Annotated in this window: 28 protein-coding genes and 1 pseudogene; 13 read left to right on the top strand and 16 right to left on the bottom strand. The window is 59.5% G+C overall.

What is annotated here, in order from left to right:
* Positions 1-6 precede the first annotated feature (6 nt).
* The 3 genes from FP026_RS19180 to FP026_RS19170 all read right to left on the bottom strand — a co-directional run bounded on the left by FP026_RS19180 (position 7) and on the right by FP026_RS19170 (position 2237).
* On the bottom strand, positions 7-480 hold the full coding sequence (locus FP026_RS19180; RefSeq protein WP_149636215.1) for a methyltransferase family protein: 474 nt from the start codon (positions 478-480) through the stop codon (positions 7-9).
* Positions 481-492: 12 nt separating this feature from the next.
* Positions 493-1482, bottom strand: a complete 990-nt coding sequence (locus tag FP026_RS19175; protein ID WP_149636214.1) for a heparan-alpha-glucosaminide N-acetyltransferase — start codon at positions 1480-1482, stop codon at positions 493-495.
* Positions 1483-1544: 62 nt separating this feature from the next.
* The gene (locus FP026_RS19170; protein WP_149636213.1) at positions 1545-2237 is read right to left on the bottom strand and encodes a DUF599 domain-containing protein; all 693 of its coding nucleotides are present in this window, start codon (positions 2235-2237) and stop codon (positions 1545-1547) included.
* A 196-nt stretch (positions 2238-2433) separates the two neighbouring features.
* Between FP026_RS19170 and FP026_RS19165 the strand changes: the two genes are divergently transcribed.
* Positions 2434-3843, top strand: a complete 1410-nt coding sequence (locus tag FP026_RS19165) for an L-serine ammonia-lyase (RefSeq protein ID WP_149636212.1) — start codon at positions 2434-2436, stop codon at positions 3841-3843.
* Positions 3844-3901: 58 nt separating this feature from the next.
* On the top strand, positions 3902-4336 hold the full coding sequence (locus tag FP026_RS19160) for a DUF1489 family protein (protein WP_149636211.1): 435 nt from the start codon (positions 3902-3904) through the stop codon (positions 4334-4336).
* A 13-nt stretch (positions 4337-4349) separates the two neighbouring features.
* Here FP026_RS19160 and FP026_RS19155 read toward each other — a convergent pair whose 3' ends face one another.
* From FP026_RS19155 to FP026_RS19120, 8 genes and pseudogenes are all read right to left on the bottom strand, one after another.
* Positions 4350-4625 carry a hypothetical protein gene (locus tag FP026_RS19155; RefSeq protein WP_075856917.1) on the bottom strand — a complete coding sequence of 92 codons (276 nt, stop codon included), beginning with the start codon at positions 4623-4625 and terminating at the stop codon, positions 4350-4352.
* 126 nt (positions 4626-4751) lie between these two features.
* The gene (locus FP026_RS19150) at positions 4752-6242 is read right to left on the bottom strand and encodes a D-alanyl-D-alanine carboxypeptidase (protein WP_149636210.1); all 1491 of its coding nucleotides are present in this window, start codon (positions 6240-6242) and stop codon (positions 4752-4754) included.
* Positions 6243-6359: 117 nt separating this feature from the next.
* Positions 6360-7130, bottom strand: coding sequence for a hypothetical protein (locus FP026_RS19145; protein WP_149636209.1), 771 nt, complete (start codon positions 7128-7130; stop codon positions 6360-6362).
* Positions 7131-7454: 324 nt separating this feature from the next.
* Positions 7455-8060 (bottom strand): transglutaminase-like cysteine peptidase, encoded by a 606-nt coding sequence (locus FP026_RS19140; protein ID WP_149636208.1) that lies wholly within the window; start codon positions 8058-8060, stop codon positions 7455-7457.
* 90 nt (positions 8061-8150) lie between these two features.
* Positions 8151-8534, bottom strand: a complete 384-nt coding sequence (locus tag FP026_RS19135) for a hypothetical protein (protein ID WP_188112645.1) — start codon at positions 8532-8534, stop codon at positions 8151-8153.
* Positions 8449-9411: pseudogene (gene pip / locus FP026_RS19130) on the bottom strand (prolyl aminopeptidase). Before pip ends, FP026_RS19135 begins: the two are co-directional and overlap by 86 nt.
* Positions 9412-9484: 73 nt before the next feature.
* Positions 9485-10114: a PilZ domain-containing protein gene (locus FP026_RS19125; protein ID WP_149636206.1), complete on the bottom strand. Its 630-nt coding sequence runs from the start codon at positions 10112-10114 to the stop codon at positions 9485-9487.
* An 83-nt stretch (positions 10115-10197) separates the two neighbouring features.
* Positions 10198-10860 carry a PAS domain-containing protein gene (locus FP026_RS19120; RefSeq protein ID WP_246665389.1) on the bottom strand — a complete coding sequence of 221 codons (663 nt, stop codon included), beginning with the start codon at positions 10858-10860 and terminating at the stop codon, positions 10198-10200.
* Between the two features lie 314 nt (positions 10861-11174).
* Here FP026_RS19120 and FP026_RS19115 point away from each other — a divergent pair, with 314 nt between their 5' ends.
* Both FP026_RS19115 and FP026_RS19110 read left to right on the top strand, forming a co-directional pair.
* Entirely contained in the window at positions 11175-11945 is a 771-nt protein-coding gene (locus FP026_RS19115) for a rhomboid family intramembrane serine protease (RefSeq protein ID WP_149636204.1), read from the top strand.
* Positions 11946-12110: 165 nt separating this feature from the next.
* Entirely contained in the window at positions 12111-12545 is a 435-nt protein-coding gene (locus FP026_RS19110) for a CBS domain-containing protein (RefSeq protein WP_112343114.1), read from the top strand.
* A gap of 156 nt (positions 12546-12701) precedes the next feature.
* Here the strand turns inward: FP026_RS19110 and FP026_RS19105 are convergent, their stop codons facing one another.
* The 3 genes from FP026_RS19105 to folE form a co-directional block, all read right to left on the bottom strand.
* Complete coding sequence (locus FP026_RS19105; protein WP_149636203.1) at positions 12702-13661, bottom strand: patatin-like phospholipase family protein; 960 nt, start codon at positions 13659-13661, stop codon at positions 12702-12704.
* Positions 13662-13766: 105 nt separating this feature from the next.
* On the bottom strand, positions 13767-14216 hold the full coding sequence (hisI, locus tag FP026_RS19100) for a phosphoribosyl-AMP cyclohydrolase (protein ID WP_149636202.1): 450 nt from the start codon (positions 14214-14216) through the stop codon (positions 13767-13769).
* 25 nt (positions 14217-14241) lie between these two features.
* Positions 14242-14853, bottom strand: coding sequence for a GTP cyclohydrolase I FolE (folE, locus tag FP026_RS19095; RefSeq protein ID WP_149636201.1), 612 nt, complete (start codon positions 14851-14853; stop codon positions 14242-14244).
* Positions 14854-15255: 402 nt separating this feature from the next.
* On the opposite strand from folE, the gene FP026_RS19090 reads away from it, so the two are divergent.
* The 5 genes from FP026_RS19090 (at position 15256) to FP026_RS19070 (ending at position 19790) form a co-directional block, all read left to right on the top strand.
* Positions 15256-15720 carry an iron-sulfur cluster assembly scaffold protein gene (locus FP026_RS19090; protein ID WP_149636200.1) on the top strand — a complete coding sequence of 155 codons (465 nt, stop codon included), beginning with the start codon at positions 15256-15258 and terminating at the stop codon, positions 15718-15720.
* Positions 15721-15735: 15 nt separating this feature from the next.
* Positions 15736-16158 (top strand): membrane protein insertion efficiency factor YidD, encoded by a 423-nt coding sequence (yidD, locus tag FP026_RS19085; protein ID WP_149636199.1) that lies wholly within the window; start codon positions 15736-15738, stop codon positions 16156-16158.
* 4 nt (positions 16159-16162) lie between these two features.
* Positions 16163-16690: a DUF1697 domain-containing protein gene (locus FP026_RS19080; RefSeq protein ID WP_149636198.1), complete on the top strand. Its 528-nt coding sequence runs from the start codon at positions 16163-16165 to the stop codon at positions 16688-16690.
* A 127-nt stretch (positions 16691-16817) separates the two neighbouring features.
* A complete protein-coding gene (gene thrS, locus FP026_RS19075; protein WP_149636197.1) occupies positions 16818-18806 on the top strand; it encodes a threonine--tRNA ligase in 1989 nt (662 codons plus the stop codon).
* A gap of 144 nt (positions 18807-18950) precedes the next feature.
* Positions 18951-19790 carry a lysophospholipid acyltransferase family protein gene (locus FP026_RS19070; RefSeq protein WP_149636196.1) on the top strand — a complete coding sequence of 280 codons (840 nt, stop codon included), beginning with the start codon at positions 18951-18953 and terminating at the stop codon, positions 19788-19790.
* Positions 19791-19867: 77 nt separating this feature from the next.
* Here the strand turns inward: FP026_RS19070 and FP026_RS19065 are convergent, their stop codons facing one another.
* Complete coding sequence (locus FP026_RS19065) at positions 19868-20983, bottom strand: hypothetical protein (RefSeq protein WP_188112630.1); 1116 nt, start codon at positions 20981-20983, stop codon at positions 19868-19870.
* 110 nt (positions 20984-21093) lie between these two features.
* Between FP026_RS19065 and FP026_RS19060 the strand changes: the two genes are divergently transcribed.
* The 4 genes from FP026_RS19060 to FP026_RS19045 all read left to right on the top strand — a co-directional run bounded on the left by FP026_RS19060 (position 21094) and on the right by FP026_RS19045 (position 24053).
* On the top strand, positions 21094-21681 hold the full coding sequence (locus FP026_RS19060) for a nitroreductase family protein (RefSeq protein WP_112343105.1): 588 nt from the start codon (positions 21094-21096) through the stop codon (positions 21679-21681).
* Positions 21681-22286, top strand: a complete 606-nt coding sequence (locus FP026_RS19055) for a flavin reductase family protein (RefSeq protein WP_149636195.1) — start codon at positions 21681-21683, stop codon at positions 22284-22286. Before FP026_RS19060 ends, FP026_RS19055 begins: the two co-directional genes overlap by 1 nt.
* A gap of 127 nt (positions 22287-22413) precedes the next feature.
* The gene (locus FP026_RS19050; RefSeq protein WP_149636194.1) at positions 22414-23553 is read left to right on the top strand and encodes a DUF2336 domain-containing protein; all 1140 of its coding nucleotides are present in this window, start codon (positions 22414-22416) and stop codon (positions 23551-23553) included.
* 35 nt (positions 23554-23588) lie between these two features.
* Positions 23589-24053 carry a GNAT family N-acetyltransferase gene (locus FP026_RS19045; RefSeq protein ID WP_188112629.1) on the top strand — a complete coding sequence of 155 codons (465 nt, stop codon included), beginning with the start codon at positions 23589-23591 and terminating at the stop codon, positions 24051-24053.
* On the opposite strand, the gene FP026_RS19040 is transcribed toward FP026_RS19045, so the two are convergent.
* On the bottom strand, positions 24025-25239 hold the full coding sequence (locus tag FP026_RS19040; protein ID WP_149636193.1) for an AI-2E family transporter: 1215 nt from the start codon (positions 25237-25239) through the stop codon (positions 24025-24027). The two genes, FP026_RS19045 and FP026_RS19040, sit on opposite strands and share 29 nt — an antisense overlap.
* Positions 25240-25384 lie beyond the last annotated feature (145 nt).

Here is a 25384-nt window from a genome sequence, read left to right as displayed (position 1 = left end):
AGCGCCCTATAGCCAGCGGCGCGTATGCTTGCAGTAAAACTCGAATTCGCAGCCGAAGCGCGAGAGGAGATGCATCTCCTCGCAGCGGATGACAAGCAGTGTCGTCAAAGCCGCCGCTGCTGCCGCCATCGCCACAAACCATAAATTGCCGATCATCATGCCCAGCCCCGCCGTCAGCAAAGTATAGCCGAGATAGGTCGGGTTGCGGGTGAAGCGAAAGGGGCCTGTGGTGACGAGATGCGCGCTGCAGCGTTGGGTCAGGACGGTGGTTCGTCTTTCCACCAGCGTCTCGACGGCCCAGACATTCAGCGTCACCGCGAAGGCGGTGAGAAGCGCTCCGACGACCCATGAGGCGAGCGCCCAGATGAAGGGCAAGGGCAACGGATACCACCGTTGGAGGCAAAGCGCCGCAATGACGGCAAGGCTATAGAGCAGCGGCGGCCACGGAAAACTCAGCGACTTCGAACGATAGGCATTCATGGAATAACCCTGTCATTGCGCTTCATCCGTGCATTGTATCGCGATTCGGCTTACGCGTTCATCGCTATCTGCTTTGATCGCTCCGGATTGCAATGGTTTGAAGAGATCCTGGGCCTGCAACTTGTCGAGCGTGCACTGGCAGAAGCTGCGGCACATGGTTTCGGTGCCTGACCGCGTGCACGAGGCGACGCATTGCCTGATGTAGCCGACCGTCGGATCCTGCGGCGGCGCCGGCGCGACCAGCGACAAGAGATAAACCAGGCTGAACAGGACGGGCTGGTGGACCAGATAGAAGATAAGGCTGTGGCGGCCGGCGCGGGCGATCAGATTGCGGCCGGGGCCGAATTTCGCCAGGCGCTCGAGCCAGCCGAGGGATGTGGCCAATTGTGCCATGCCGAGACCGAACAGGAATGGCGTCAGCCACGGAAAGAGCGGGACATAGTCGTTCGAGCGCCGCAGATTTTCGGAGAGCCCCACCCACCAGAGCCACGGCGCATCGAAAAAGCTCGAATGCAGCGATAAGGGTGTGATGACATTGTCGATGACGATGCCGACTGTCAGCAAAGCCGCGATGAGTAGGGTGGCGAAAGCCGGCAGTCGCAGGAACAGCAGGCCGACGAGGCTTGCCGCCGCAATGCTGTGCAGGATGCCGAAGAATATCCATTCGTCACGCATGCCGATGAAGGTGACGAGCGAAATTGCTGCGGCCGCAGCAACAATCACGCCCATCCGTCGCCAATAGGAGCGCCAGCGAATCTCCGGCGTATTGGCAAGCACGAGGCTGAAGCCTGCCAGGAAGAGGAAGATGCTGGCGATGGCGCGGGCATAAAGCTTCAGCCAGCCCGTTTCAGCCGTGCCGGAATCGAGATAGCCGAAGAATTCGAAATCCCAAGTGCAATGATAGCTTGACATGGCCAGAAGGGCCAAGCCTCGCGCCGTATCCAGAATGCCGATGCGAGGCGTTTTTCGAGGTGTGTCCGCGCGCTCGGCAATGGCGGCCATTGAGGAGTCCTTCCAGGCATGAACTTAGATCTTGCGCACCGGTTCGAGCCGGCGCGGCCTTGTCATGGCATATCGCCATCCATGATGGCCAGACGGGCATCGGAAAAAAACTGTCGGCGGATCAGCACGATGATGATGAAAATCGTCGTCGCCATGAAGACATAGGGGCTGAGGAACCAGCCGAGATAGCCGATGGACAGGAAAATTGCCCTGAGGCCGGCGTTGAAATTGCGCGCCGCGATGATGTTCATGCGTATAACGCGCTCGGCGGCTCTTTCCGCACCCGCGGGATCGAGAAGAGCATCCTCGCGCATCGGCAGGGAACCGAAGAGAATGGTGCAATAGTTGAACAGGCGGTAAGCCCAGCCGAACTTGAAGAAGGCATAGCCGAAGAGGCAGGCAAGCCCGGCCACCTTGATCTCGAAAGCGGTGCGACCACCATTGAGAATGAAGGGCAGATCGGAGAAGAAAGCATTGACCTTGTCGGTGGCGCCGAGCAGCGCAAAGCAGCTGCCGATCGCAAAAATCGAGGTGGAGGCAAAGAAGCCCGTGCCGTTTTGCAGGCCCGAGAGAATCTGCGTGTCGATCATCTTCAGATCGCGGCGCAATGAATTGTAGATCCACTCCCTGCGGCGCTCGTTCATTGCCAGCGTCAGGCTGGTTCGATTGAAAAAGCGGGCGCTGGTGGTGATCCAGTTCAGCGCGATCCAGAGAAAGATGAATAGGGCGAGGGCGACATAGTCGGCAGTCGTCATAAAGGCAGATTCTCCAGATCAATCCGATGTGGACTGTAGCGCAGCCCGGGCGGCGTGCAATGGCCTTCTGTTTGCTTCCCCGAATGCCTATATGTAATGTCGCTGCCATGAAATCCGATGTCGGCCAATCGCCGTGCAAGCTTGCCCCGATAGCGTAGCCTTCGGAAAACGATTTGCCTGGAGGCACCAAAGGTCCATGTTTCTTTCAGTTTTCGATGTGTTCAAGATCGGTGTGGGACCGTCCAGCTCGCATACGATGGGACCGATGTCGGCGGCCAATCGTTTCCTGGACCTGCTGCTGTCGAATGAATGGCCGCGCCCGTCCTCGAATGTGCATGTCACCTCGATCAAGGTCAGCCTGCATGGTTCGCTCGCCCATACGGGCATCGGCCATGGCACAGGCAGGGCTGTTATTCTCGGCCTGATGGGCGAGAAGCCGGATATCGTCGATCCCGATCATATGGATGGCATCATCGACGAGGTCGAGCGCAGCGGGCGCATCACGCCGCCGGGCCACCCTGCGTATGAATTCCAGCCCAAGACCGATCTCATCTTCGACAAGAAGGTGCCGCTGCCCGGCCATGCCAACGGCATGAGCTTCTCCGCCTTCGACAAGGACGACCGCCTTCTCCTCAAGCGCATTTACTACTCCGTAGGCGGCGGCTTCGTCGTCACGGATACGGAACTGGAACAGATGCGAGCGGACAAGAAGAAGCCGGCCGCCACGGGCGAGCGCATTCCTTTCCCTTTCGCCAGTGCCAAGCAGATGCTTGAAATGTCCGAGCGTTCCGGCCTCTCGATCGCCCAAATGAAGCGCGCCAATGAAGAGACGCGCATGAGCGCCGAGGAGCTGGATGCCGGTCTCGATCGCATCTGGGCTGCGATGAGCAGCTGTATCGATCGTGGCCTCAAGGTCGACGGCATTATGCCCGGCGGCTTGAAGGTGCGCCGGCGTGCGCGCGCCATCCATGACAAGCTGCAGGAGGAATGGCGCAGCAACCGCATCAACCCGCTGCTCGCCAATGACTGGCTGAGCGTCTACGCCATGGCGGTCAATGAAGAGAATGCGGCCGGCGGGCGTGTGGTGACGGCGCCGACCAATGGTGCCGCCGGCGTAATCCCGGCAACCATCCGCTACTATCAGCATTTCCACGAGGACTGGGACCAGGACGGCATTCGCAACTACCTGCTGACGGCAGCGGCGGTCGGCGGCATCATCAAGCATAATGCCTCGATTTCCGGCGCCGAAGTCGGCTGTCAGGGCGAGGTGGGTTCGGCGGCGGCCATGGCGGCTGCGGGGCTTGCGGCGGTGATGGGCGCAACACCGGAGCAGATCGAAAATGCAGCTGAGATCGCGCTGGAGCATCACCTAGGCATGACCTGCGATCCGATCGCCGGATTGGTACAAGTGCCCTGCATCGAGCGAAATGCACTCGGCGCGGTCAAGGCGGTCACCGCCGCCTCGCTCGCAATCAAAGGCGACGGCCAGCATTTCGTACCGCTCGACGCCTGCATCGAGACCATGCGCCAGACGGGCTACGACATGAGCGAGAAATACAAGGAAACCTCGACCGGCGGGCTCGCCGTCAATGTCGTGGAATGCTGAGTGTGGACGCCTGATCTAAAAGCTTGACGCTGCCGGGCAAAAGGACTTCAACGGCACTATGGCTTTGCATCTCATCAAATTGTGCGTCGGCGCGGATTCGATCGAGGATCTGCGCGAATGGGTGTCCGAGCGGGCGATGAACGCCATTGCCGCCGGACTGGAGCCGCATACGACCCATACGACACGCATGGTGCCGAAACGGACCGAGGAGCTGCTGGATGGCGGCTCGCTCTATTGGGTGATCAAGGGGCAGGTGCAGGCAAGGCAGAAGCTGCTCGGCATCGAGACCTTCACCGACGCGGACGGTATTCATCGCTGCCGGCTCATTCTCGATCCGAGCGTCATCGAAACCACCGGCCAGCCTCGGCGTCCGTTTCAGGGCTGGCGTTATCTGCCGCAAGAGGACGTCCCGCGCGATCTTGACAGCCTCGGGGCTGCGGCTGAACTGCCCGCCGATCTTCGGCGGGAGCTCTCTGAACTCGGATTGCTATAGGCCAGGCGGCTGCTTAGCGCAGCCGCATCATAATCGGCGCGCGGCCCGTTGGCGCGGTGATGTGCAGATGAATATGCGCTTCCGGCTGCGAATAGCGCCAGGCGCGTGCGCCGTGGCAGAGCAGGATGCCGATCAGGTCTTTCGTCTTGTTGCGCGAGCGCGAGCGGCTGAGACCGAGGTCCGCCAATCGCATCGCCGCTTCATGCAGCGGATGAAGAGCAAAGCTCTTCTGTTTCATCTTGCCCCCGCTATCGAGCGAGAAACCGGGAAAGTTCTCGTTCATTGCCATTTCAAAACCCCGTACACGTTACCAACTCAGGGCCGGCCCGTTTGACATTCGGGACCGGAAAGCCGGGCGAGACACAAAGCCCGGCCAATCTGCAAACCATGCGGCGCGAAAATCGCGACCGCATTCCTATTCCATGCTTGCCCAGCACTTCACGCCGGCGCGCTTGAGCGCCTTACATGCATTGAGTGCGGCGCTCTGATCTTCGAAACCGCCGAAGCGGGCGCGATAGCCACCATCGAAGGCGACCGCGTAAGGTTTGGCGGCGCGAAGCGCCTTGCCACCTTTGCTCTTCGCCGTATCGAGCAGGTCGCTCGCGCCGTTCTTGCTCGAGGAAACGCCGATCTGAACGACCCAGCCGGTCGGCTCGCGCTCGGATTTGGCGGCCTTTGCAACTCTTTCAGATTTCTCGGCCCGCTGCAGCTTAACCAGCTTGGTATCGGCCTCGGTCGTCGATGCCGTCGTCATGGTGTCGACTTCGTCCTCATCGCCGTCGTCCGAAGGTGCCATGGAAGCGACTTCTTCGGAAGCGGGGCGTTGGACGGGTTTCGCCGAAAGCAATGGATTGTTGGATTGCGGCGTCACCGCTGCAAAGGCGGCCGCGCTGGAGGGACGCGCATCGGTGGTTTCAGCCGTCTCGTCGTTCTTGATTTTCGCGCGGCTCATGTCGGCCATGCGCGCGCTGGCAGCCTGGACATTGGGGGCCGCAGCCGGCGCCTGCGCGATAACGTTGGAAGGGATATGCTTCGTCGATGCGACAGGCAGATATTCAGCAATCAGCTTGCGCATCTGATTGTCGCGAGCCGGTGTCGAGGCGCCACCCAGGACGACGCCCACGATAGAGCGCCCATCGATCTTCACCGAGGTTGCAAGATTATAGCCAGCCGCGCGGGTGTAGCCGGTCTTGATGCCGTCGACACCCCGCACGGAGCCGATCAAACGGTTATGGCCGTTAATGACGCGGTTGCCGAGACGAAAGCTCGTCTCGGAGAAGAAGCCGTAATATTGCGGGAAATGTTCACGCAAAGCCACGCCGAGGCGGGCTTGATCACGCGCGGTCGTCATCTGCGCGGTATTGGGCAAGCCGTTCGGATTACGATAGGTCGTACGAGTCATGCCAAGCGCGCGCGCCTTGTCGTTCATCAGCCGGGCAAAGCCTTCCTCCGATCCGCCGAGCATTTCGCCGAGCGCCATGGCGGCGTCATTTGCGGATTTGGTGACGATGCCGAGGATGGCCTCGCGAACGGTCACCGAACGGCCGGGACCAATTCCAAGCTTCGTCGGCGCCTGGGCGGCGGCATTCCTTGAGAAGACGACAGGAGTATCGAGAGTGATGCGTCCGGCTTCAAGCGCCTCGAAGGTCAGGTAGACCGTCATCATCTTGGTCAAGGAGGCGGGATAGTGGAGCGTGTCGGCGTTTTCGCTATAAAGGACGTTGCCGGTATTCGCATCGATGACGATGCCTGCATACTTCGTGCCCGAGGCATTCGCATCGACTGTCACGGTGACCGTTGCCGTCGCGATCGAAAAGCCAAGAAGCGCTCTCGCCAGGATCTTACCGGTTTGAGACGACGAAACGGAAAGAATTGACTTGGACACTAAATCACTCTCTGCTTGCATTTACATTCTCGATTATCCGGCCGCCGCCTCCATGAACGCCCGTTGCGTTCGACAGTAGGAGCTTAGCGTTACCAATCGGTTTATGATGAATAGTTGGTTTCAAGTTTTTGCGCCATTTTATTGGCCGGCTGCGGCTGTTGGCGCCGCGTCGGCCTTATCGACAAGGCGCGCCCTGATGAAATTCTGGATGGCGGCGTCCATGGCGCGCCAATCCCCGAGCTGATTGCCGGAAAAGCGGTAGAGAACGCTCAAATCCTTGCCGAGCTTGACATCTCGCTGGCAGTCTCCGCTCGTTGCCAGGGCCGGGGAGGCAGGAAGGAGGCAGCGCACGACATAATCGGATTGGCCGGGACGCGGCGCAGTCAGGAGTACTTCGCCATTATAGCCGGCATCCGCGCGCAGCCGATGTGCCGTCAGACCGAAGGGAGCGGTATAGGAGGCACCATCCATCAATTGCGAATAGATCGGCTCCAGCCTGCCCGACATGTCGCGAGACATCGTGCTCTGGCTGACCTGCAGGAAGATCAGCGACGACGACTGGGAGATATCATCGAAGCGCAGCCGATCCGCCTCGCTATAACCCTGCATTTGCGGCCAGGTCAAATAAAGGTCGATGCGCTCGGCGGCGCCGTCCACACGCTCGCTCGGGAAGCGGATCGTGTTCGCAGCCAAATGCAGGATATCGTCGCCGATCGCAACCGAGATGGGCTTGGCATCGGTCGTATGTCCGGCCAACGATATTTTCTCGCCAAGCCAGGGACCGCCGACGGAGATGGCAACGGTAAGAGCGGCCAGCACGGCAACGCCAGCCGTAAGCCGATAGACGAAACCGCTTGAAATCAGCGGTCTTTCTTCGATCATTGAGGCGGATGACAGAGGAGGAGCCATGCTGTTGCCTTCGTTTCTTTCCGCTCCGGCCGCCATCGCCGATGGCCAAATCGCGCGACGACTGACTTACTGAGTCTCGTTGGAAACGATGATTGGCGCCACGATGGTTAACCGATGGTTAATTATAGATCGCCAGCCATGCTAGTCGTGCGGTTAAATTCGCCGGAAATTATCCGCACTCACCCCGAGGGCGCTGCTCAATAAAAAAGAGCCGTTCCCCGGGACAGTGGGAACGGCTCAGAGGCACCGATCTGGACAGAATTCAGGGGACGAGACCGGGCCTTAGACTTCGACCATCGACGCCGACGATCGTGTGCGGAAAGCTTACTTCAAGCTGCCGACCGCGACGGCTCGGCCATCCTGTATCTTGACCCAGCGGGCCGGATCATCAGCGGATTGACGCTTGAGGAAGGTGTATTCGGTCTCGGACCAGAGCTTCACCTTGTTGCGCATGTTGTCGAGCACGAAATCGCCGCGATCGGTGCGAACCGTCAAAACGGCATGGCCTTCGCCGTTCGGCTGCAGCACGACGGTCATCAACAGATCGGAGGGAGAGAAGCCGGCATCGATCAGCTGCTTGCGCTTCAGCAGAGCGAAATCCTCGCAATCGCCGGCGGTCGTCGGGATGGCCCATTTCTCTTCGACGCCATAGAGTTCCATGTCGGTCACCGGCTTGATCGTTGTGTTGACGGTGTAGTTGACCGTCAGGATCGTCTTCCAGCTGTCCTGGGTGAGGATGACCGGACCGGCATCGCCGCTGGCATAAACGCATTCCCGCGGATTTTCCTTGCAGAACTCATAGTGGCCGATCGGAGGAGCTGCATCGCCGGTGATCGTCATGTTGGCGGGCGCGGCCTGAGCAAGGCCGAAGAAGCCAAGAGTGGCGAATATCAATGCGGCGCAGCCGCGAATTGCGAATTGAAAGTTCATGTCCCTGTCCCTGTTTTTATTGGGATCAGAATGACACGCATGTTTTTATCCCGCGCAAAATTGCGCAGTCAAATTAAGGACTTAGTTTATTCAAATCTGGATCAAACTTTCATAAAACACGCAGAAAACTTGATTCAAGTTCGCGGAAAATTCGATTAAAATTTGAATGATTTCGGTATTGGGTGCGGGAGGGCGGAATCCTGCATCGTGCTGCGCTGAAAGGACTTCTCGAAACGGATTTCTTAACGTGGCAGGGGCACTTTCGACGGAAAGCGTGCCACAATGAAACATGGCAATCGCGCAGACGCTCTGTCGCGGCGGTAAAAACCGCCGTTTATGGTCGGACATGTCCCATTTTGAGAAAGCCGGCTCAAAATATTTTTGATTTTTATCGCTTGATATCGCTGCGAAGGCCGTCGGTTGCGCGAATGATCGCGGTGGCCATTTCGGCGACTGCGGGCGAGTGGGCAGCATTCGCGACGATCACCAGGTTCGCTTCCGGCCAGGCCTGCGACAATTCCCAGGCAGTGACGAGAGGTGCCTCCAGATCCAGTCGTCCATGAATCATCGTGCAAGGGATGCCGGCAAGCCGACGGATGTCGCGCAGGATCTGCCGCTCCTCGAGCCAGGCCAGGTGGTAAAAATAGTGAGTGATGATCCGTGCCCGCGCCGTCAGGTAGCGTGGATCGGACCAGCGCGGCGACAGGGTCGCACGCGGATCGACCAGGATTGAGGCAGCTTCCTATTCGTGCCAATCCCTGGCAGCTTTCACATGGATTGCGGGATCCGGATCGCATAGAAGGTTATAGTAGGCGGCCACCAGATCGCCATCGCGATCCTGTTGTAGCGCTGCGGCCCGAAAGCGCGCCCATTCCTGCGGAAAGAAACGGCCAAGCCCGCGATAAAGCCAATCTATTTCGGACTGCCTCGTCATCGTTATTCCAACGAGCAGCAAAGCTTCCACGCGATGCGGATGGGTTTCGGCATAGATCAGCGCCAGCGTGCAGCCCCAGGAATTGCCGAATACGATCCAGCGTTCGACACCGAGCTTCAACCGCAACTGCTCGATATCGGCAATGGAATGCCATGTGGTATTGGCCGTGAGATCGAGCGCTGGTTCCGATGCATGCGGGAGACTGCCGCCGCAGCCGCGTTGGTCGAACTGAATGATCCGGTAGTGTTGCGGGTCGAAATAGCGTCGCGTTCCGGCGGAACTGCCGGATCCCGGGCCGCCGTGCAGGATGAGAACGGGAATACCTTCTGGATTGCCCGATAGCATCCAATAAATCCGCTGGCCGTCGCCAACGTCAAGCAGGCCTTCATCGAAGGGAGCTGTGTCCGGGTAGAGCATCTTGCCGCCACGCAATCGAGGAAAGGACAGGCGTCGCTGTTTCGCGACGCGGCGTGACAAGAAGATGACAGTATCAGAGAAATTCGCGCAAGGTTTCGCGCGACTGCAAGGAGAGGAACTCGATCGCCACGCCCTCTATGAAGTGACGCACCACGCGGCCACGCATGTTGCCGAGACGAACCGGTGTCCCGATCGCCGGGCGAATTTCGACGTCGACGGCTGCACCCGAAAGCGAGAGGTCCATGATGCGGCAGACATATTGCCTGCCGTCATCGAGGGTAAGTGCGCTGCGCGCATCACGCGGCGTCAGGCGGTCGTGACGACGGTCTTCCGGCAGGCCAAGCTCATGCTTGTTGGCAAGCCAGGTCAGCTGAGCGGCGAGCTTCTCGCGCTTCCGCTCGGTCGCGTTGATCGACATGCTGAAACCACGGCCGTCAACCGCCACGACATTGCCCTCGACGCGGCCAAGATGGTCGATATAGGCGATGACCCGCTCGTCAGAGCGCGGACGTCCCGCGCAGGTGACATAGAGATCGCCCGGCGACATTTCCGTCACCAGGCACTCGAATTCCTCGTAATTGGCCAGCATCAGGCGGCCCTGCATGTTGATCGGAACCCGCTGGAAGGTCCGTTGATCACCGCGGACGGCGTTGCCTGCCAACTGGTTGGGCCGCGTCGCTTGGGCCGGTTGGAACGAGTGCATGGAAGCGCCTTGAATCCTATTGCGTCTCTCTCAACTATTAGCCGCGACTCCTTAAAGTAAGGTTGTCTTTCCCGAGGCATAACTCAAGTGCGACGGCCGATTCTGTCCCATGCCGGATCAGTTCTGGCACGATCGCGGCTATTCTTTGCTTGATTGAGCTTTCGACGCATCCATTCACCAAGGCTGGCGCCTGCCTGAAGCGGCAGAAGATCCGTCGGATCTGGATGGGGAGGAGAGGCCACGAGCCGGGCCTCGCGCTCATAGAGCAGCCGGCTGCGGTCAAGCGCCAGAAATTCCAGACGCTCATTGCCGAGCCACGTTGAATGCACAGTGGGCGTCAGGCATCCCAGCAACCTGTCGCAAATGTCGTTGGATGACCGTACAGGCATCAATATCATTTCGAAGGTCATGCTGCGGCCGCTGATGCAATAGCCGGTGGCGTGGATGGATGCTGGAATGACATGCCTCATCACGCCGGCGGCGATACGCACTGGATCGTCCTGCTGGCTGCTGGCCCAGAGAGCCGCGAAGTCTTCGCCGCGAATCTCGCGCCCCATGAGATTGCAGATTGCCGTACCGGCCAGCCGGAAACGCGGATTGTCGTCCGCGGTATTTTCGAGGATGAACAGTTCCGGGAGAATATGGCTGACCGCCGACGGCTGTATCAAATTGCGCAAGGGGGCATCCGCGCTACCGCGTATCTGTTCCCAATAAGTAAATATGTCGATGCTCGTTTTCTGGCGCATCTCGCTTCCGTGTCCCATTTCAATTCAATTGCCCAGGCATTCATTGCCTCCAGTTCCAGCGTTGCGAATTCCATGCCAAAGCCGGGCCGTTAGGGTTAACGAATGGTTTCGATTGCCTTTCGCGATGGCAAATGAAAGGAATTGTTCATCACTTCACGAAGTGACCTTCAGCACGAACTTCACGGGTCCCGGATCGGCCTCAAGGTCAATTCCGGAAGGAGTGCCCGATACGCCGCCCGGCTTTGTTGGGCGGCTTTTTTTTTGATTTTCGCTGCGCTATGTGTCGATGACCTTCATAGAAAGCCGAGCAAGACATGGATGATGAACAGCTGCCGCGCCAAGAGCCGGAAGATCCGCGGCCGCGGCAACGCGCTCCGGCTTTCAATCTGCCTCCCGTCATTCTGGCAAGCCTGGCCGTCCTGATCATCGTTTTCGCGATCATGAACCTGCCGTGGTGGTCGGACGATACGCTGAACTGGATTTATTTCACCTTCAGCTTCATCCCGGCCCGCTACGCCTTTCCCCTGTCGCAGCAGGGCCTGGAATGGCTTTGGACACCGGTCACCTATTCGCTGCTGCATGGCGGGGTCGAGCACATCGTCTTCAATAGTCTGTGGCTGATGGTTTTTGCAGCACCCGTGGCGCGGCGCATAGGGACCTCGCGTTACGTCATTTTTTGGATTCTCTCGTCTGCGGCGTCCGCCTTCATGCATGCCGCACTCTACTGGGGCGACCAAACGCTTCTGATAGGGGCGTCCGGAGTCGTCTCGGCGCTCATGGGGGCGGCCTGCCGCTTTGCTTTTCCGGCCATGGACGGTCGACGGACCTCCATGCGGGAGGCGCATCTCAATCCGCGCCTCACCGTTCTCCGCTCGCTTCGAAGCCGTACCGTCGTCGCCTATATCGTCATGTGGATTGCCGGTAACGCGCTCGTCGCCTTCGGGATCACACTTGCCGGCGACAGCTCGCAGCCGGTGGCATGGGATGCCCATATTGGCGGTTTCCTGTTCGGATTTCTGCTTTTTGCGCTGTTCGACCGGCAGTCGCGCGAGGAGGCCCAGGAAGCTTTACCACGCGATGAATGAGCTGTTGCTTTCTCACTGACACAGGCGCACCATTGCTATCCGTCGGTCGCGAAATGAGGAGATCGACCCGACCGACGGGCAGGGCGCCGGTTTGAGCTCCGGGGGTAATTTCGGAACATATCGGACCTTCAAGTGTTCATCATGCTTTCGAGATGGGAGGATCGAATGTCAGTTTCCGTAAAGGCCATACTGGAGGCCAAGGGTCGCGACGTCGTTACGACCGGCGGCAACACGACCGTTGCCGAGGCCGCGAAGATTCTCAATGAGAATCGCATCGGCGCCATCGTGGTCGTCGGGCCGGGTGGCAAGATTTCCGGCATCTTCACCGAGCGGGATGTCGTCAACGCCGTTGCCAAGCATGGCCATGAATGCCTTGAAAAGCCGATCGCCTCGATGATGACCGCGAAAGTGCATCGCTGCAAGGAAGACACCACGACCGACGAGTTGATGGAACTGATGACCATGCGCCGCTTCCGTCACGTTCCCGTCGAGGAAAAAGGCAAGCTTTCCGGCATCATCTCGATCGGCGACGTCGTCAAATGGCGCATCCGCGAGATCGAACTCGAAGCCGAGCAGATCAAAGCCTATATCGCCGGCTGAGGGTGAAAAGCGGTTCGGCGCCACCGAAGCAATCGACCCGGCGGGTCGATTGCAGCGACGAATGCCCTGAGCTCAAAGCGAAGGGCCGGCGTCGGCAGAGCCTCTCCCGTTCTCGGCGGAGAGGTTCAAATTGATCTACCAACTTTGATTTACACCTTAGCGCGCGTATGCTTCCTGCATGCGGCGGATTTCCGGCAATCTTGTCAGGGCTTCCTCATAGCCGCGTTCGATAGCCTCGCCGGCGCGATGGAATTCCGACAGGCCGATATCGCTGAGGCGTGGATGCAGCGCAAGATCCGGCGGATCGCCGGCCAGACGGGCGCGGGCTATTCTATCCTGGATGATATTGAAAGCCTGGACCATGACGCCAGTCATGCCAAGTTTCATGGGTGGCGTGTCTTCCCGCCGCACCAGCTCGCCGCTCAACGGGCCGACATTGTGTTTGACCACCGCCGAGCGACCGAAGAGGTCATAGTTTAGATTGACCGCCGCCACGAGCGGCTGTTCGTACGAGCGGCATACCGAAACCGGTACGGGATTGACGAGGGCGCCGTCGACCAGCGTACGGCCATTGGTTCGCACCGGCTCGAAAATGCCGGGAAGGGCATAGGAAGCCCTGAGTGCCGTGATCAAGGAGCCATTGGCAATCCAGACTTCATGGCCGGTATTCAATTCCGAGGCGACGGCGACAAAGGGACGGTCCAAATCCTCGATGGAGAAGCCTTCCAAATGCTCCTGCATGCGCTTGGTCAGCCGCATGCCGCCGAACAGGCCACTGCCGCCGATGGTTAGATCGAGAAGGCTGGCGATGCGGCGCATCGTCAAAGAGCGGGCAAAGGCTTCGAGCTCGTCGAGCTTGCCGGCAAGATAGCAGCCGCCCACCAGGGCGCCGATCGAGGTGCCGGCGATCATGCCAACTTGAATACCTGCCTCGTCGAGCGCGCGCAGAACGCCGATATGGGCCCAGCCGCGCGCAGCACCGCCGCCGAGCGCCAGGGCGATCTTGACTTTCTTGGGTGGCGCGGGAGGAAGAAGCGGATTGGAGATATCCTGCGAGAGGCTTGAATCGGTCAAGTTCTGTCCGCCGTTATGGCGATTCAACCCCCAATTCAGCATTTGACGCCTCCTCCGAGGCCCCAGGTGCCTCCGCTAAAATACTGTCCCTTTTTCGTTTCCAAATCGTATATCGGTGGTGGTTGCCCGATCGTTTCGCCTTTGGATCTACTGTTTGTAGACTTCTTCCGGATCGAAATGCAGATGATCGTCGACCACGTTCAACACGGGCTTGCCATCTTCAAGCTCAACCGTTCGATAGAAGCAGGAACGACGCCCAGTATGGCACGTTGCGTCATGTCCGGCGACCTCCACTTTCAGCCAGATGGCGTCCTGATCGCAATCCGTTCGGATTTGCTTCACTGTCTGAAGGTTTCCGGAGGTTTCGCCCTTTTTCCAGATTTTTCCGCGCGAGCGGCTGAAATAATGCGCCGTGCCCGTCTTGATCGTCAGGGCGAGCGCCTCGGCATTCATATGGGCGACCATGAGGAGTTCGCCGTCGTGCGCATCGGTCACGATCGCGGTGATCAGGCCGCGATCGTCGAAACGAGGCGTGAAATCGCCTGCATCCTCCAACTCGGATTTGTCTTCGGAAGGAGCATTGAAAATTAGATTCATCTCCGGCTCTTTCGTTGAAGCCCGGTCAGCGGCCCCGGACCAAGGACATGAAACGGGCCTGCTCGGCCGGATCGGCCTTGAAAGCACCGGTGAAGGTCATCGTCAGCGTCGTGGAGCCCTGCTTCTTCACGCCGCGCATGGCCATGCACATATGCTCGGCATCGATCATGACGGCAACGCCGCGTGGGCGCAGCGTCTCATCGATCGCATTGGCGATCTGGGCCGTCATTGCTTCCTGCGTCTGCAGGCGGCGGGCGAAAATATCGACGACGCGGGCGATCTTGGAGAGGCCAAGCACGCGGCCATTCGGCAGATAGGCGACATGCGCCTTACCGATGATCGGCACCATGTGGTGTTCGCAATGCGAGAAAAACGGAATGTCACGTTCAAGGACAATGTCATCATAGCCCGACACCTCTTCAAAGGTGCGGCCGAGTTCGTCCTCAGGGCTCATGTCGTAGCCGCCGAAGAGCTCGCGATAAGCCTTGGCGACGCGCGCTGGCGTATCAAGCAGGCCTTCGCGCTGCGGATCGTCGCCGGCCCAGCGGAGCAGAACGCGGACTGCGTCCTCGGCTTCCTTCTGCGTCGGACGTTCGGAATCAACGACTTGCGGAAAGTTCTTTACAATGGCGTCCATTACCTGTGGATCTCCTGACCCGCTACGCGGATATCATTTTGTCGGACTCGCCACTGGCATTTCCCACATAAGGGGGCTTACGTACCTTTGGCGGGCTCCGGGGCGTTCTGGCTGGCGGACAAGCCTGCCGTCCTGCACGGTTTCCCATCAAACTTACAGAAGACCATTGCATTTCGATGGTCTTCGAACGACATACATATAGTATGGCATTGTCCCTGTGAAAGTGTCCTAAACGGACACGCTGTGTTTTTTGTTACGAAACACTAGAGCCGGATGATTTTAGGTCTGCTCGACTTAAAATCTGAATCCACTCTAGAATCGAATAAATAGAGCATGATGTCGCCCGAAAACCGCCTACACTTTTCGGCATCATGTTCTAACAGGTGCATCGGAGCGAAATCTGTGATGGACGATATCTACAACAGCAAAATCCTGGAGTTTGCCGGCAATATCGGCCGTATTGGCAGTCTTTCTGACGCCGATGCCAGTGCCCAGGCCCATTCCAGACTGTGCGGTTCTCGCGTAAAAATCTGGCTGAAAATGGACGGCGATGTCGTGACCGATTTTGCCCATGACGTCAAGGCCTGCGCGCTTGGTCAGGCATCGTCCTCGGTCATGGCCCGCCATGTCGTCGGCGCTTCGGCCGACGAAGTGCGAAAGGCCCGCGAAGATATGCTTGCTATGCTCAAGGCCGACGGCGAGGGACCGAGCGGGCGGTTCGAGGATATGCGCTACCTCAAGCCCGTTCGGGATTATAAGGCCCGGCACGCCTCGACCATGCTGACCTTCGATGCCGTCGTGGATGCGATCGGGCAGATCGAGGCGGCGCGTCAAGGCGAAAACGCCAAAACGGCCGAAGCCGTCTAATCGAGGCACCGGGCGATGTGTCAATTCTGTCTCATGCAGGACGATGATGAAGATGAGGGCGGCGCTGCTCCCTCCAAGCGGATGCGGCGCGACGCGTCACCGGCTGGAGATAAAGTCGCCAAGTCGCGCAACTATTCCGGGCCTTTCCGTAAAACACCGGACCGGCTCTTCGGCATGGGCTTCATTCGCCTCTATCAACTGACGCTTTCCGGCTTTATCGGCAATTCCTGCCGCCACATCCCGACCTGCTCGGAATATGGCTATGAGGCGGTTGCGCGCCATGGGCTTTGGGCAGGCAGCTGGATGACATTATTTCGAGTGGCGCGCTGCGGGCCGGGAGGCACGAGTGGGCTTGATCCAGTACCCCACGAGCTGGAGCACCGCTATCATTGGTGGACACCCTGGCGTTATTTCCGCCTCGGGCAAAAGGCTGCCTGACTGCATGGCGGTTTACGTCGCGCTGCTGCACAGCATCGTTCTTGGGCCAGGCCGCCGGGTGGTCATGAGCGATCTCAAGGCGATGGCGGAGGGGCTCGGCTTTCGCAACGCCCGCACGCTGGTGGCAACCGGCAACCTGATTTTCGAATGCGAGAACCAGCCGATCACTTCGATCGAGGCACGGCTCGAAGCCGGCTTTGCTGCTGCTTTCGGCAAACATGTCGACATCATCGTGCGCGATGCGGATACGTGGCTGAAGCTTGCCGAGGGCAATCCTTTCGTCGACGGGATCGGCAGTGAGGTCATCGTTCGGGTTATGCGACAGCCGCTCGAGCACGAAGTCCTGGATGCGCTGGAGAAATACCGCCGCAGCGAGCGCATGGCTGTTGTCGACGGCGATCTCTGGATCGACTTCGGCCTCAAGGCCAGCGAGACGAAAATGCTGCCGGCCCTGACGACGAAGAGGCTTGGCGTCGGAACGATGCGGAATTGGAACACGGTGCGCGGTTTGGCCGAGATGATCCGCCACTAACGCCGCTTTTTCTTTACTAGATCACGAAATACGGCTATCAGGCGCGCGGACATAAGTAAGCATTTACTTAGTCCGCATTTACGAAACCACCCGCATTCGTTGGCGGGACTGGACAAGGAGAATATAGATGTCCCAATCCGTTTCCCTGACATTTCCCGACGGTTCCGTGCGCAGCTTCGCTGCCGGCACGACCGGTCGCGATGTCGCCGAATCCATTTCCAAGTCGCTTGCCAAGAAGGCCGTCGCCATTGCCATCGACGGCACAGTGCGTGATCTTTCCGATCCGGTGGCCGACGGCAAGATCGAGATCATCACCCGCACGGACGACCGCGCGCTGGAATTGATCCGCCATGACACCGCCCATGTTCTCGCCGAAGCCGTGCAGGAACTTTGGCCGGGAACGCAGGTAACGATCGGTCCGGTCATCGAAAACGGCTTCTATTACGACTTCGCCAAGAACGAGCCCTTCACGCCCGATGACCTTCCCGTCATCGAGAAGCGGATGCGCGAGATCATTCAGCGCAACAAGCCGTTCACCAAGGAAATCTGGTCGCGCGAGAAGGCGAAAGAAGTCTTTGCCGCCAAGGGCGAGAATTACAAGGTCGAGCTGGTCGATGCCATTCCCGAAGGCCAGGATCTGAAGATCTATTACCAGGGCGACTGGTTCGATCTCTGCCGCGGCCCGCACATGGCCTCGACCGGCCAGATCGGCACGGCCTTCAAGCTGATGAAGGTGGCCGGCGCCTATTGGCGCGGCGACAGCAACAATCCGATGCTGACCCGCATCTACGGCACGGCCTTCGCCGAACAGGCGGATCTCGACAACTATCTGCACATCCTTGCCGAAGCAGAGAAGCGCGATCATCGCCGTCTCGGCCGCGAAATGGATCTGTTCCATTTCCAGGAAGAAGGCCCCGGTGTCGTCTTCTGGCACGGCAAGGGCTGGCGCATTTTCCAGACGCTGGTGTCCTACATGCGCCGGCGGCTGCAGGGCGACTATCAGGAAGTCAACGCGCCGCAGGTGCTCGACAAGTCGCTCTGGGAGACCTCGGGTCACTGGGGCTGGTATCGCGACAACATGTTCAAGGTCACCGTCGCCGGCGACGATACCGATGACGATCGCGTCTTCGCTTTGAAGCCGATGAATTGCCCGGGTCATATCCAGATCTTCAAGCATGGCTTGAAGTCTTACCGCGAACTGCCGATCCGGCTTGCGGAATTCGGTGCCGTGCATCGCTACGAGCCCTCGGGCGCGCTGCATGGGCTGATGCGCGTGCGCGGCTTCACGCAGGATGATGCTCACATCTTCTGCACCGACGAGCAGATGGCGGCCGAGTGCCTGAAGATCAACGATCTCATCCTGTCGGTCTATGAGGACTTCGGCTTCAAGGAGATCGTGGTCAAGCTCTCGACCCGCCCCGACAAGCGCGTCGGCTCGGATGAGCTCTGGGATCGCGCCGAAAGCGTGATGATGGACGTGCTGAAGACCATCGAAGCGCAGTCCGAAGGACGCATCAAGACCGGCATCCTGCCGGGCGAGGGCGCGTTCTACGGTCCGAAGTTCGAATATACGCTCAAGGACGCCATCGGCCGTGAATGGCAGTGCGGCACGACGCAGGTCGATTTCAATCTGCCGGAACGCTTCGGTGCCTTCTACATCGACCAGCACTCCGAAAAGACACAGCCGGTCATGATCCATCGTGCCATCTGCGGCTCGATGGAGCGTTTCCTCGGAATCCTGATCGAGAACTTTGCCGGCCACATGCCGCTCTGGGTCTCGCCGCTGCAGGTGGTGGTGGCAACCATCACCTCCGAAGCCGATGCCTATGGCGAAGAGGTGGCGGAAGCGCTGCGCGATGCCGGTCTCACGGTCGAGACCGACTTCCGCAACGAGAAGATCAACTACAAGATCCGAGAGCATTCGGTCACGAAGGTGCCTGTCATTATCGTATGCGGCAAGAAGGAAGCCGAAGAGCGTTCGGTCAATATCCGCCGCCTCGGCAGCCAGGCTCAGACCTCCATGTCGCTTGACGAAGCCATCGCTTCGCTTGCTCTGGAGGCGACAGCACCGGATATCCTGCGCAAGCGGGCGGCACGCCGCGCCAAGGCTGCCTGACGGGCTACCGATATCTGACGGCGTTTCAGGACGCCGTCAGACAACTGTCATACAGCATTCATATACTTGATGAATCAAGGCGTTGCTGTGGCTGCAACATGTGACGCAACGGAACGATAGGAGCGGGCAGCCCCCGTCGCGCACTTGGAATTCAAAGAACTATCCTACGCCAATGAACGGGATCCGCGTCTCAAGCGCTGGTTCATCCGCTCCATCGAGGGCCTGTCCGGCCGGGACCGTTACACCCGCCTTTACGATATCTGGCGCACCGATATCGTCGGCAAGAGCGAGCGCGTCTTCGGCAAGATGCTCGATCTCATCGACGTGCGGCTGCTCATCAAGGGCGAATGGCCGCCGAGCCGGATTCCCGAGGCACCGATCGTCATCGTCGCCAACCATCCCTATGGTATCGGCGACGGGATCGCGGTGTTGGCGCTTGCCGAGCAATTGGGACGCCCCTTCAAGGTTCTCATCAACAATGAATTGTTGAAAGTGCCTGAGATGCTCGACTATTCGCTGCCGGTCTCCTTCGAGGAAACCAAGGAAGCGATGGCGATCAACATGAAGACCCGGCATGAGGCGGTTCGCCTGCTGAAGGAAGGCACGACCATCATCGTTTTTCCCGCCGGCGGCGTTGCAACAGCCAGGAAGGGTTTCGGTCGCGCCGAGGATCTTCCATGGAAGATATTCCCCGCCAAGCTCATCCAGGCCGCGCGTGCGAGCGTCCTCCCCGTCTATTTCGAAGGGCAGAACGGAAGGCTATTCCATCTGGCGAGCCGCATTTCGATGACCTTGCGCATTTCGCTGCTGATCCGCGAATTTCGGCGCCTTTCCGGCAGCACCATCACAGCTCACGTCGGTGCTCTCAGAAGCTGGGAAGCACTCAGCGAAGGCAGCGACCGCAAGGATCTGTTGTCGAAGCTCTATGGGGCTGTGTTCTCGATGGCGCCGCCAAGAAAGATGCTGCGTCGCAAGGCCGGGTAGGCAATGGCGCGAAGCTGCCTGTCACCAAACGGTGATCGCTCCGGTGTTTTCAGCCAGCGGGCGAAAGCATGCCGCCATCAATCCATGCTATCGCCGCTATCGCCGCCAGCGGCAGGCGCCAATTGTTCATAGGTCGGCAATGGCTGCTGACTGGTCGTTGCCGATGGTGTCTGGCTCTGACGCATCGGTGGCATCTGGATCGGAAGCTGGCGGGCTGGCTGCTCGGTATCGACATCCTGCGGCTGCTGCTGCTTCATCAGCACTTCCACATCCGTATTCATGCCCGCGGCGACGGTGAAGTCGCGCTGATAGATCTTGTCCTTGTTGCGGGCGACGGCGGTATAGCGGCCCTCGGCCAGCACCATGGTCGGGAAGGCGCTGACGCTTTCGCCGACGATATCGCCCGCCGATGTCAGGACCGACCAGGCGGTATCGGCGATTGCTTCGCCGCCGGCATCCGACACCAGCTTGAGCGTGATCTTTGCCGCCCTGTGCTGGATGGTCGCCTGCGTCACCTTGCCGGCCTCCACCTGAATGTCGGCGCGGATGACGGCGTTGACCTCGCCATATTCGGAAACGACGTGATAGGTGCCGGCGCTGAGGCCGACCAACGTATTCGGCTTCACATCGTCCATGACAAGGCCGCGTTCCCCGTCTTCCTTGGCTTCGCTGGAATAGATCGCGAAGCTCAGCTCATTCGGCGGGATACGGACGTCGGATCCGGATACGGCATTCAAGACCATGCCGCCGGCGTCGAGCACCATCGTCTGCTTCTGCGTTTCGCCCGTTGCCGCCACGCTCAATCTCTTGGTGACACCGGCACGGCCGAAAGAGACATTGACGAAGTAGTCGCCGGGCAGCAGGTGGAAGGAAGCCGAGCCTCCTCGGGAGCTGGCGACAAGTGGCAGCTTGCCGTCGGCACCGGCAACAGGGCTGAAAACATACCAGGAGAGGCCTTGCTGCTGCGGGCTGCTCTGTGGCGTCATCCTCGCTTCGAGCGAAACGTCATGCAAGGTGCGGGAGGCTGAATTCTCTCCATCGGGCGCCACGAAGGCGTTGAGCTTCGGCATCTTTACGCTGCCGTCCAGCTGTTTGAATTCCTTGAAGGCTTCCTGCGCCGAGGCGACCGTGCTCACGCTTGCGAAGATTGCGATGACAGCACTCAATCGGCGAGCGGATGAAATGCCTGACATGGATACCCAACCGATTGACTTCCGATAAAACACAAGCCACTTCAAAACCAATGCAGTGGCAAATTCAAGACCTACCTCTGACCACAAGCCAAAATGAAGGCAGTTCCTCAATGAAAACCGATATCAAGCTGGTCGATTATCTCGCCGTGCGCCGATCCATTCCCGCGTTTCAAATGTCGGAGCCGGGGCCGGGCAAGGCTGAGATCGAGGAGATCATCCGGCTGGCCTCGCGCGTGCCGGATCATGGCAAGCTTGCCCCCTGGCGCTTCATTGTTTACCGCGGCGAGGAGCGGGCGCGTATCGGCGAGGAATTGCTGAAGCTCGCGCTGGAAGCCAAGCCGGACCTTTCAGAGGAGATGATCCAGGTCGAGCGTACGCGCTTCACCCGCGCTCCGGTCGTCATCGCCGTCGTCAGCAAGGCGGCGCCGCATTTCAAGATTCCGGAATGGGAACAACTGATGTCGGCGGGCGCGCTTTGCCTGAACCTGCTGATTTCCGCGAATGCTCATGGCTGGGTCTCCAATTGGTTGACCGAGTGGTTCGCCTATGATGAGCGCGCCTATCCGCTGCTCGGCGTTGAACCGGGCGAGAAGGTGGCCGGCTTCATCCATATCGGTTCCTCCAGCTTCCCTCCCGTCGAGCGCCCGCGCCCGGAACTGTCGGAGACTGTGAGCTGGGTCGGCGGCGAGGACGCGTGATGTTCTATACCACGGACAGCAATCGTCACGGCTTGGCGCATGATCCTTTCAAGGCCATCGTCGCGCCAAGGCCGATCGGCTGGATCGGCAGCAAGGGCAGGGATGGTTCGCTGAACCTATCCCCCTATTCCTTTTTCAACGCGGTGAGCGACCGGCCGAAGCTGGTGATGTTTTCCTCCGCCGGTCGAAAGGACAGCGTGCGCAATGTCGAGGAAACCGGCGTTTTCACCGCCAATCTCGTCAGCCGCCATATCGTGGAAAAGATGAACCATTCGTCGATTGCCGTTCCCTACGGCACCAATGAATTCGAGCTGGCCGGGTTGACGGCCAAGCCTGGCCAACTGGTTGACGCTCCCTATGTGGGCGAAGCCTTCGCGGTCCTTGAATGTCGCGTCACCGAGGTGCTGCAGCCCAAGGGCCTCGATGGCGAGACGTCGGAAAACATCATGGTCATCGGTCAGGTCGTGGGCATCCACATCGACGAGACGATCATCCGTGACGGCAGGCTGGACATGGCGCTAACGCGGCCCGTCGCCCGCATGGGCTATATGGATTATAGCGAGGGCAGCGACGTCTTCGAGATGATGCGGCCAAGGACTCCCTGAACGGAGCCATCGCACTGATATGCAAAAGGTTAACAGGTACGGTAAACGTCCCGTAAACCTTTCCTCGATAGCGTGAGTGATATGAGTTTGCGGGGCGGGAATCGCCTCGCCGATATCGGGGCATTAAGTGATCATAGAAGCATTCCTTCGCTGGGCTGAGACCGCCAAGGCAGAAAGCAGGGCTAGGGCGGCCAATGCGCTCGGCAGAGCCTATCTGCAGTCGGAGATGCCCAGAGAAGAGCGTGACGCCGCGGAAATGGCGATGACCTATCTGCTCGATGATCCGTCTCCGCGCGTGCGGCTTGCGCTTGCCGAAGCGGTTGCCCGCTCGGCCGGCGCTCCGCGCAATGTCATTCTGTCTCTGGCTGGGGACCAGCCGGAAATAGCGGGACAGATCATTCTGCTTTCGCCAGTGTTCACCGATGCCGATCTTGTCGATCTGTCACTGCATGGCAGCGACGTGACGCGAGTCCTGATTGCCTCCCGCGGCCAGGTGCCGCGTGCTGTCTGCGCAGCGCTTGCCGAGATCGGCGGCGAGGCGGAAATTCTGTGTCTGCTCGAAAATGACGGCGCGTTGCTTTCGCAGGCCTCGCTTAAGCGTATCGCCGAGCGCATGGGCGATTGCGCCGATATACGCGGCCTTCTTCTTTCCCGTGACGCCCTGCCTTCGGATGTCAGGCACCTGCTGATGCGACGGGTCAGTGAGGCGCTATCCGAATCGACGCTCGTTCAGAGCTTCATCGGCAGCAGCAGGCTGCAGCAGGTGACGCGCGAAGCGAGCGAATCTGCGACTGTCGCCATTGCGGGAACGGCACAACACGAGCAATTGCCCGATCTCGTCGAGCATCTCAGGCAATGCGGCTGGCTGACGCCCGCCTTCCTGATGCATGCGCTGTGCTCCGGCAAGGTCGATTTCTTCGCCTGTGCGATCACCAATCTTTCCGGCTGCGATGAGCGGCGCGTGCGCTCCATCATCTCCAGAGGCCGCGCCCATGCCATCCGGGCGCTTTACGAAAGCGCCCGATTGACCCGGGACATCAGCACGATCTTCGTCGAAGCGACACTGATCTGGCGCGAAGCGTCCCGCAAGAATGGCACTGCCATGCTGGAGAACGTCTCTTCGCAGCTGATGCGTAAATTCCGCCTTGCCGAGCAGCCTCCGGCTGCCGCAACGCAGCTGCTCGACATGGTGGAGAAGCTGGCGAATGCCGAACGACGACAGGCCGCGCGCAGCTTCGCGGCTCTGGCGACGCTCGCCGCTGCGTGATATCCAGCGCGCGGTTCATTTTTCCGAGGTTCAACTTGCCGCTGACGATCGCCATCGAATCCCCGCGCCAGGAAGGTGTCATCCGCCTTCTCGATATGTCGAGCGCCTATGCGGAATCGCTTTATCCGCCTGAGAGCAATCACATCCTTGATCTGGCTTCGCTGGAGAAACCGGACGTGACCTTCTGGGTCGCAAGGCTGGAGGAAGCCATCGTCGGATGTTGCGCCCTGGTGGAGGCCGGCGACGGCACGGCGGAGATCAAGCGCATGTTCGTCGATCCCGCAGCCCGCGGACTCAGCATCGCGCGCAAGCTGATGGAAGCGCTCGAAGCGACGGCTCTGGAAAAGAACCTTTCAGCGATCCGGCTGGAAACCGGCATATACCAGCCGGAGGCAATCAGCCTTTATCGGCGGTTCGGTTATGTCGAAATCGCTGCCTTTGGCGACTACCAGCCCGATCCGCTCAGCCTGTTCATGGAGAAGAGGCTGGCTCGGACCTAGGGACGCGATCAGTGTTCGAAGCCGCCGGGCCGCGCAGTTGCAGCTCCGGCTCCTGCGCATGCTGCTCTTCGGTCAACTCCGCCTCGCGAATCCATTCGCGCCAGATGGCGACGATGATTGCCATCAAGACCGGGCCGATGAAGAGACCGAGGAAGCCCATGGTCTTCACGCCACCGACCAGGCCAAAGAATGTCGGCAGGAAGGGCAGCTTGATCGGACCGCCGACGAGCTTCGGGCGAAGCGTCTTGTCGACGATGAAAAGCTCCACCGTACCCCAAACAAACAACCCAACACCCGCCCAAAGCGAGCCGCTGGCGATGAGATAGATAGAAACGAGCGACATCGACAGCGGAGCGCCGCCCGGCACCAGGGCCATGACGCCGGTGAGAACGCCAAGCGTGATGGCGGACGGAGCGCCGGCGATCCAATAGGCGACGCCGAGAACGATACCTTCACCAATGGCAATCAGCGTCATACCCATAACGGTCGAGCTGATGGTCGCGGGAACAACGCGGGAAATCCGTTCCCAGCGGTTGGGCAGGATGCGCTCGCCAAGCAGATCGACCTGCCGAACGAACGTCGAACCGTCGCGATAGATGAAGAACAGCGCAATCAGCATGAACAGCAGAGTCAGGACGACATGGAATGCCCCGCCGCCGGCTGCGAGCACTGCGCGGTAGATATTGCCGATATGCGCGCCGCTTACGAGTTGCGCCAGTTCGCCGAGCGAGCCGGGACTGCCGACATATTGCGTCCATTGCTCGCCGAGCCACGAGCCTACGACAGGCAGGGCCAGAATCCATTGCGGCGGCGGCGCGCCGTCGCGGTTGACATGCACAGCCCAGCCGAACCATTCACGTACCTCGCCGGCCATATAAATGGCGGAGAGGACAATCGGCAGAACGAGAAAAGTCACGATGAACGCAAGCGCGACGGTGGCCGCAAGCGTCGTGTTTCCGCCCGTCCGGCGCACGACATCGCTATAAAGCGGCCATGTGGCGAAGCCGATGACACCCGCGGCCAGGACTGGCACGAGGAAGCCATAGAAGAAATAAATGCCGGCGACTGCGATCAGGATCAGCAGCCAGCGTGCAGCGGAAATGGATGGTATCAACGGCATGCGCGCATGCGCGCTCGGCCCCAGCCACCGATGCTCCTTCGGCTTATGACGTTCAAATACACCCACCGGACTTATTTCGCCCCTTTTTACTAGATCACCCGGTTATGGGGTATGATCTTGGCTGTTTCAAGAGCAACAGCCGGAAAGCCTCTTTATAATGCGGCCATGACATTAGCACGACTGGAAAGCGATTGGCGCGTGGCCGGAGGCA

The organism is Martinezella tropici, from assembly GCF_008370325.1.
Lineage (GTDB): Bacteria > Pseudomonadota > Alphaproteobacteria > Rhizobiales > Rhizobiaceae > Rhizobium > Rhizobium tropici_B.
This window is presented reverse-complemented; position numbering and strand designations above follow the sequence as displayed.

Bases quoted from the DNA above. Each gene is read 5' to 3' on its own strand.
- FP026_RS19180 (WP_149636215.1), bottom strand. From the start codon at position 480: ATGAATGCCTATCGTTCGAAGTCGCTGAGTTTTCCGTGGCCGCCGCTG.
- FP026_RS19175 (WP_149636214.1), bottom strand. From the start codon at position 1,482: ATGGCCGCCATTGCCGAGCGCGCGGACACACCTCGAAAAACGCCTCGC.
- FP026_RS19170 (WP_149636213.1), bottom strand. From the start codon at position 2,237: ATGACGACTGCCGACTATGTCGCCCTCGCCCTATTCATCTTTCTCTGG.
- FP026_RS19165 (WP_149636212.1), top strand. From the start codon at position 2,434: ATGTTTCTTTCAGTTTTCGATGTGTTCAAGATCGGTGTGGGACCGTCC.
- FP026_RS19160 (WP_149636211.1), top strand. From the start codon at position 3,902: ATGGCTTTGCATCTCATCAAATTGTGCGTCGGCGCGGATTCGATCGAG.
- FP026_RS19155 (WP_075856917.1), bottom strand. From the start codon at position 4,625: ATGGCAATGAACGAGAACTTTCCCGGTTTCTCGCTCGATAGCGGGGGC.
- FP026_RS19150 (WP_149636210.1), bottom strand. From the start codon at position 6,242: ATGCAAGCAGAGAGTGATTTAGTGTCCAAGTCAATTCTTTCCGTTTCG.
- FP026_RS19145 (WP_149636209.1), bottom strand. From the start codon at position 7,130: ATGGCTCCTCCTCTGTCATCCGCCTCAATGATCGAAGAAAGACCGCTG.
- FP026_RS19140 (WP_149636208.1), bottom strand. From the start codon at position 8,060: ATGAACTTTCAATTCGCAATTCGCGGCTGCGCCGCATTGATATTCGCC.
- FP026_RS19135 (WP_188112645.1), bottom strand. From the start codon at position 8,534: ATGCTGCCCACTCGCCCGCAGTCGCCGAAATGGCCACCGCGATCATTC.
- FP026_RS19125 (WP_149636206.1), bottom strand. From the start codon at position 10,114: ATGCACTCGTTCCAACCGGCCCAAGCGACGCGGCCCAACCAGTTGGCA.
- FP026_RS19120 (WP_246665389.1), bottom strand. From the start codon at position 10,860: ATGCGCCAGAAAACGAGCATCGACATATTTACTTATTGGGAACAGATA.
- FP026_RS19115 (WP_149636204.1), top strand. From the start codon at position 11,175: ATGGATGATGAACAGCTGCCGCGCCAAGAGCCGGAAGATCCGCGGCCG.
- FP026_RS19110 (WP_112343114.1), top strand. From the start codon at position 12,111: ATGTCAGTTTCCGTAAAGGCCATACTGGAGGCCAAGGGTCGCGACGTC.
- FP026_RS19105 (WP_149636203.1), bottom strand. From the start codon at position 13,661: ATGCTGAATTGGGGGTTGAATCGCCATAACGGCGGACAGAACTTGACC.
- hisI (WP_149636202.1), bottom strand. From the start codon at position 14,216: ATGAATCTAATTTTCAATGCTCCTTCCGAAGACAAATCCGAGTTGGAG.
- folE (WP_149636201.1), bottom strand. From the start codon at position 14,853: ATGGACGCCATTGTAAAGAACTTTCCGCAAGTCGTTGATTCCGAACGT.
- yidD (WP_149636199.1), top strand. From the start codon at position 15,736: ATGTGTCAATTCTGTCTCATGCAGGACGATGATGAAGATGAGGGCGGC.
- FP026_RS19080 (WP_149636198.1), top strand. From the start codon at position 16,163: ATGGCGGTTTACGTCGCGCTGCTGCACAGCATCGTTCTTGGGCCAGGC.
- thrS (WP_149636197.1), top strand. From the start codon at position 16,818: ATGTCCCAATCCGTTTCCCTGACATTTCCCGACGGTTCCGTGCGCAGC.
- FP026_RS19065 (WP_188112630.1), bottom strand. From the start codon at position 20,983: ATGTCAGGCATTTCATCCGCTCGCCGATTGAGTGCTGTCATCGCAATC.
- FP026_RS19060 (WP_112343105.1), top strand. From the start codon at position 21,094: ATGAAAACCGATATCAAGCTGGTCGATTATCTCGCCGTGCGCCGATCC.
- FP026_RS19055 (WP_149636195.1), top strand. From the start codon at position 21,681: ATGTTCTATACCACGGACAGCAATCGTCACGGCTTGGCGCATGATCCT.